The organism is Streptomyces aureoversilis (assembly GCF_042657885.1).
Taxonomy (GTDB): Bacteria; Actinomycetota; Actinomycetes; order Streptomycetales; family Streptomycetaceae; genus Streptomyces; species Streptomyces aureoversilis.
Genome location: NZ_JBHSKJ010000048.1, coordinates 1 through 6,058, shown reverse-complemented (window position 1 = coordinate 6,058; position 6,058 = coordinate 1). Strand labels below are relative to the sequence as shown.

Genomic DNA, 6,058 nt, shown 5'->3' with positions numbered 1-6,058 from the left:
CACCTCATCCGCACGTGCCGACACGGACTCCGCACGATCCAGTACCGCAGCCACCTCACCGACGGATGCCTCACCGGCGCCGGACTCGTGATCACCAACCAGCCGACACTAATCCCGAAAAGTCAGTAACCAGGATCTGTGCTGCGGTAATTGGACCGAAGCCGAGCAGCCCCTAGAGTTCGGGACCTGTGCTCATCCGTCGTCGCAACGCCCACGGAAGTGTCGCGATGGCTGATGACTGGCGGCCCAACTGACTCACTGTCATCATCCTCCGCATCTCGGGGGAGGCTCAGCTCCAGCAGATCTGGTACAGCGACAGGTCGACGCCGGCCAGGGTACAGCCGATTCCGATTGTACGTAGGGTGTCGCATCAGATACATTGAGTAGAGATGGGTTGCGATCCGTGGGGGATTGACGCGGCTCATTGGTGGCGCGGCCAGTCGAACCCTCCCTCCGCCGCGCCACCCCTTCTCGTATCCTTTCCCCCCTGGGGGGCCTTCGCCTCGAGCTCGCGTTGAGCTAGAACTGTTGAGTTTCCTACGGATCTTGCACTGAGTGATGTTGACCGGGTGATTCTTGAGGGTCGGATGCGGGCGTAGACGACACCGCAGTGTGCCGTGTGCGGATAGTGCTGTTGGCGGCGGAGGGGCTCACAGTGCAGCGGATGGCACATCCCGGCTGCACCTGGTACCCCGCGCCGTGGATGAACTGCTGCATTGGCCCCCACAAGCACGCGATCGGACAGCCCCGTATCGCTACCGAGGACGTCGAGGTCGAGGGAAACCTGATCCGCGCGGGCGAGTGCGTCTACGTCTCCTATGTCACCGCCAATCGCGATCAACGGGGCGCTGCCCGCCTACCGCAACTGAAGACCGACGGCGTCACCATGCGGATTGCCCGCTTCTTCAACGTGCTGGGGCGGATCTACGATCACCATGAGTCCGCTAGACCTGTGGGCCGAGGATGGCAGGTCTCGCGGAACACCATCGCTGCGATCACGGCCGGGCGCGGCCTACAGGGCCGCGAACTAAGCGGCCCGTGACCTGGCTCTTCTACGACACGATCGCGCCCGGCATGCTGCGGTGGGGTGACACTGAGCCGAAGTGTCTGGTTTCATTCTCACGACCGCCTCTACAGACGTATATTGCCTTACTTGATCCTTTCGTCCACCTGGCACGCGGACTCGTGAGTGGAGGCTCGGCTGCCGAACTCCACCGGCTGCAGCCCTGCTTCCTTCTGCGCCACATACCAGTCTGTCGGCGTCACGGTTCCGGGTCTGCATGCAAGGTCGACTCCACGGACACCTCTACTTCCTCTTGTGCACTGCGCCCCGGCGAGCGGCGGGTGGGAGCCGACAGACAGGGGCGGACGCGCTGGAACCGCAGGGTTGAACACCGAGCGGTCTATACACGTCGCGTATGGACTGCCGCGCTCGAACCCGGTCAGGTCTTGGCGGAGAAGTAGAGGAGCCGTTGCGCAATGCACCATCGTCGGCAACGACAGAACTCGTCGAACGCGAAGCAATCGATAGAGCGATGGATGACATGCTCCCAACAAATCTCTCCCCACTAACCTCGGTTGGAAGCCCTGCTCAGGGTATCCACTCGCCTAAGGTTTGCGCTCTGTCGAGCACCTAGTGAACACATCACACAGATGTTTTCTGTCATGAATAATTAAAGTGCCTCTGTAACCTGATTGGCCGTCATCGTTTACCTCTCACACACAATCCGGGGGACACGCCGAGAGTCAAAAATAGACCAAGTCTCACACACATCGTGTACGGTCATCCCAAAGTTAAACGGGGGCCTTACGCCCACGCCTGAGTGATCCCTTGGCCCAGCCCATCAGGCTTGTTGAGGAAACAGATGAGCGAATCGAAAGTTCGCATGCTACCGGGTACGCGCGTCACTGAGCTCACCGGGCTCCACGGCACAACCCTGGGGAAACTCGTCCAAGAAGGTTTCTTGGAACGCGACGAAGAAACCCTCCGATATAGAGGTACAGAAGCCGTCGTTGCGCAGGTGCTCACGAACCTCGGCACCCGGGCTTCGAAGCCTGGCGCCTCGAGGGACCGGCTCGCCGTCGCAACCTTGCGGAAGGCTCTCAACCTAGGTCAGGTCAGCGATTCGACGGTCCTCGTCGTGGCTAGGAACCTAGCTCACCTCACCCACACACTTGGGGAACTTCTCGACGCAACCGCGCACCTACAGGACTACCGGGTGCTTGGCGTCGGGGCATGGCTGTCAGAGTTCAAGGCCCAGGAGCCTGACGCCTTTCTTCCGGAACTCATAGCCGTGCCCTGATCCGGACCGCCGGTAGCAGAGACCTCACACCGGCACGCGCCCCCTCCTGAAGTGACCGTGCGGGGCGGTAGTCGCCGGCTCCTGCCGCCAGGTTGGGGGCCTCGGGAAGGCCCGCCCCGTCAACCAAGGGGCACAACGAAGCTCAGTAAGGAGGACACGTAGCACAACACCCCTGGCATCCAGCCACTCACCAAAAAACTCCTATCCCGGGCCAAGTGGTCGAATGAGCGCACCCTCAGCAATCACCCTGGAGTGACCCTAGCTATGTGTAGAGCTGTTACACCAGCAGTCACGAAAGGCGTCGATCGGCCTCCGCGGAACGGCGGGATTCCTGGCTCATCGCGGCGCCCGCAATGACTTACCAACGCGGCAACACGGAAGTCGCGACTCAGTTTGGCTCGGCCGACCATGCCATCGCACTTCAACTTGCAACACGACCCTCAGAAGTCTCCCCGCTGGCTGCTACGGCACAGCCACGTCCCCACAGCAGCAACGCCCAGACCCCAGCCATGGTCACCGGGTGTGCTTCGGCAGGTGAGACAAAGAGAGAAGGCGACCAAGGTGGTCGCCTTCTAGGCGGCTTGCCAAGCCGCCCGCCACTCGAGGCGCCACCCCGAGTATCTCTATGAACCGTTGGAACCATGCCGACGGAGTCGGCTGCACGCGTCGCTTCTGCGGGGCCAACCGCAAGCAGCAACACGACGGGAGGCTCATCGACTGACCTGACCTGGGCCGCATCTGCGGCCTACTCGCTCCTCCGCTGACCAGGCATTTCTTCTAGACAGGTCAAGCGGTCGGTTGTGTTTTGCCTTCATCCCTATGCAGTTCTGGAGCAAATCATAGCTGCCAGCCATAGGGCTAGTCGTGTATTGCCAAAATCTGGCGCGCCGTTCAGGCCGATCGACTACGCCTCAAATAAGAATAACCTCCCATCAGGTGTGGATGCGTCCTGCAGTACGCCAACGCCACCAGTCAACTCTCGACCTTCCGGTGCTCTCATGCACCCGCTGCAGCTCAGCCGTGGGATGCGTACGCGTCTTCGTGCTGCGGTGAGGGCGTTGCTTACGGATCCGTCGTTGGCCGGGTTGTCGGACGCAGCACGGCTGGCTGTGGTGGTCGCCTTCGCGAAGTCGCGCCACCAGTCCTGTCATACGGTGATCACGACTCGTGAGCTGGGCCGGTGGCTGGGGATGTCGGAGTCCACGGCCCGTCAAGACGTCATACCACAGCTGACCGAGAAGGATGCGCTTCAGTACCGGGTAACGGAGGGAGAGTGGGGCCAGCCCACGGGGCTGGACTGCGTGGTCATGGCCGTGTGGCGGGCTCGGCTTTCCGGCGATGCGTTGCACCCGCTGGCTTTGAGTCGACGGGAGCTGGCGGTGCTGCTGCGGGTGTTGGAGGTTTTATTCGCGCCAGGTTGGGGTCCGGGGGACCAGGGTGCTGGACTGCTTGCTGGCCGGAGTGGCAGGGGTGCTGCTACGGACCGTCTCACGGCACTGCTCCTAGTGCTGGAGGCTCGTGAGAATGGAACAGTGCCGCTAGTGGGCGGTCGGCTGCCGAAAGGACGTGGCCGTGCGGGGGCGACGGTGGCCCGGCTGCTGGGCTGCTCAGTATCGGGTGGGGCGAAGGTTCTGGGTCGGTTGCGCTCCTATGGGGTGGCCGCGACGGACCGACGCGGGACCGGGTCGGGGTTGAAGGGGAAGGCTCTGTTGGTGCTGCCGCCGGTGGTCGCTGCGAATTCGGCGGGCGAGGCTGCGGTCGGAGCTGCCAGGGGTTCTGAGCCGCCCGCTTCCTTCGGAACTAACACCGCGAAAGGTGCCAGTAAGGTGTCGCTAGCGGAGCAAACCCTAATGGCCGAGCACCCCGCTGGTGCGGAGGGAGAGAACAGTGCAGCGATGGGTCCTAGTGCCCTTGTCGTTGCTGGAAAACCGGGGGCTGGTCAGCGCAGGACCGCGGTGGTTGCAGAGCGCCCCGCTGGTGATCCCCTTCACGCACACCACCCACGGGTTCCTACAGTGGATTTTGAGGGTGCGGGAAAGGATCGTTTTTCCGGCAAAGCCGCCGGGGAGTACTGTGGTCGGCCGGAGTGCGCCTGTACACGTCAGGAGACTCCGCAGGTCTCGGAGCAGGTCGTGGGCGGTACTCGGCGAGGTGACCGTAGCAGTAGCCCGCTACGCGGGAGGAAGCGCGCTTCCCCCTCACCTGACACTTTTTTGCCAGCGCTCGATAGGGTGAGGGATGCCTGCCATGAGGGCCTGATGGCCTGGACACAGGTGGCTTGTAGACCGCCGCGAGTCTGGGCTCCGGTACCCAAGGGCTGGGAGGAACTCCTGGCTCCGGTCTCGATGGTCTGGGGCCGCTTGGACCGTCCGGCAGCCCAAGCAACTGTTCAGAGCGCCATGCGCCGTGAACTCCATCTCTTGGACGGCCTGTTCGGGCCAGGAAAAGGCATGGTTTTCCTGGCTTCTCGGCTTCGACAGCGCGCCGTCGAGCAAGGCGGACGGCCCGTCACAGATCCGGTCGGCTGGCTGATCGGGTGGGCGATCCCGCGGCGCGCGGTCTGCCCGGATGTACGATGCGACGACGGCCGACGGATGGACCTCAACGCGGCATGCGAGCGATGTGCCGAGTACCGGAGTGACCTCGTCGCGCGGCGCCGGGCCGTGAGCCTCGAGCTTGCTCGCCTGCCGGGGACGAGACTCCCGGCGGGAGAGTACCGACAGTTGTACGAGGCCCGGCTCCAGGCAGTAACTCGGCAGGTGGAGCAGGAGCGAGCGACGCGTCGGGAGAAGGCCGCACTTGAGCGGGCGCAGCGGCAAGAGGATCTGGTCGCGCGGCGGGCGGAACAGAAGGTGCTTGAGGACAAGGAGCGGGCACAGCCGTGCGTAGAGTGCGGGCGTGCCAGGGCCCGGGGGCTGTGCGAGCTGTGTGGCAACGCCCGTGCCTCAGAGGCCGCTATCGCTGAGGCAGTGGAGATCGGTCTAACCGCCCGAGAATACCTGGGCTCGGTCGCGGAGGGCGAGTTCGCCAGTCGATTGGAGGCCGAGATCCGCTCCCGGGTCGGGCATAGTGTCGACCAAGTCCTGGACCAGGGTGCGACAGAGCTGACGGCATCGCTGCTGCGTCGCCTGGCCTCCGAGGAGCAACGGTCACAGATCCGACGGGAGACCGTTGAGCTCTTTGCCAGGGGGCGGGAGGCAGACGCAGAGGCCGAGGCGGCGTTCGCGGCTCAGATGCGCCAGCACCATCTACACCAGTGTGATGGGCAGCACGACTGCCAGGCCTTCATACGGGAGAAGGCCGAGCAGGTTGCGTGGACCACGCGGTGCCGGGTGGCGGAGCACCTGCTCGAGCAGGGCCTGGTTGCAGTGCGGACACAGCGTGCGGCGTTGCCAGTGCCTGTGAAACTAGATGCGTATGCACTGGGTGCGGCGCGGGTGCGAGCCGCGCTCCGTCGTCCACGAGCGGGGGTACCGACGTGAGGCACACATGCCCTCGTGGGGCCGATGCCGACTGAGCGAGCACTGCGCACGCGCAGGGAGCCGTGACGAGCGGTGCCCGGGCTTTGGGCTCATGCGGTGCGGATGGCAGAGGGGCATCGGCCCAGCGAGGCCGACCCAGGCTCGTGGGGGGGGTGCCCTTATGGGTTTGGTCAAGCCGGGACGGCTGGTCGTGACTCGTAGAAGGTGCCGTCTCTGAGCATGGCGAAGAGGACGTCGACGCGTCGTCTGGCGAGGCAGAGGATGGCCTGGGTG

Annotated in this window: 2 protein-coding genes and 1 pseudogene; all 3 read left to right on the top strand. The window is 64.0% G+C overall.

The window, feature by feature from the left end; all coding sequences use genetic code 11:
• Window positions 1-684: 684 nt before the first annotated feature.
• Window positions 685-838 (top strand): annotated as a pseudogene (locus tag ACFPP6_RS36175) (cytochrome P450); the annotation flags it as partial.
• 1,027 nt (window positions 839-1,865) lie between these two features.
• The gene (locus tag ACFPP6_RS36170) at window positions 1,866-2,303 is read left to right on the top strand and encodes a hypothetical protein (RefSeq protein ID WP_382051106.1); all 438 of its coding nucleotides are present in this window, start codon (window positions 1,866-1,868) and stop codon (window positions 2,301-2,303) included.
• 2,450 nt (window positions 2,304-4,753) lie between these two features.
• Complete coding sequence (locus ACFPP6_RS36165) at window positions 4,754-5,785, top strand: hypothetical protein (protein ID WP_382051105.1); 1,032 nt, start codon at window positions 4,754-4,756, stop codon at window positions 5,783-5,785.
• Window positions 5,786-6,058 lie beyond the last annotated feature (273 nt).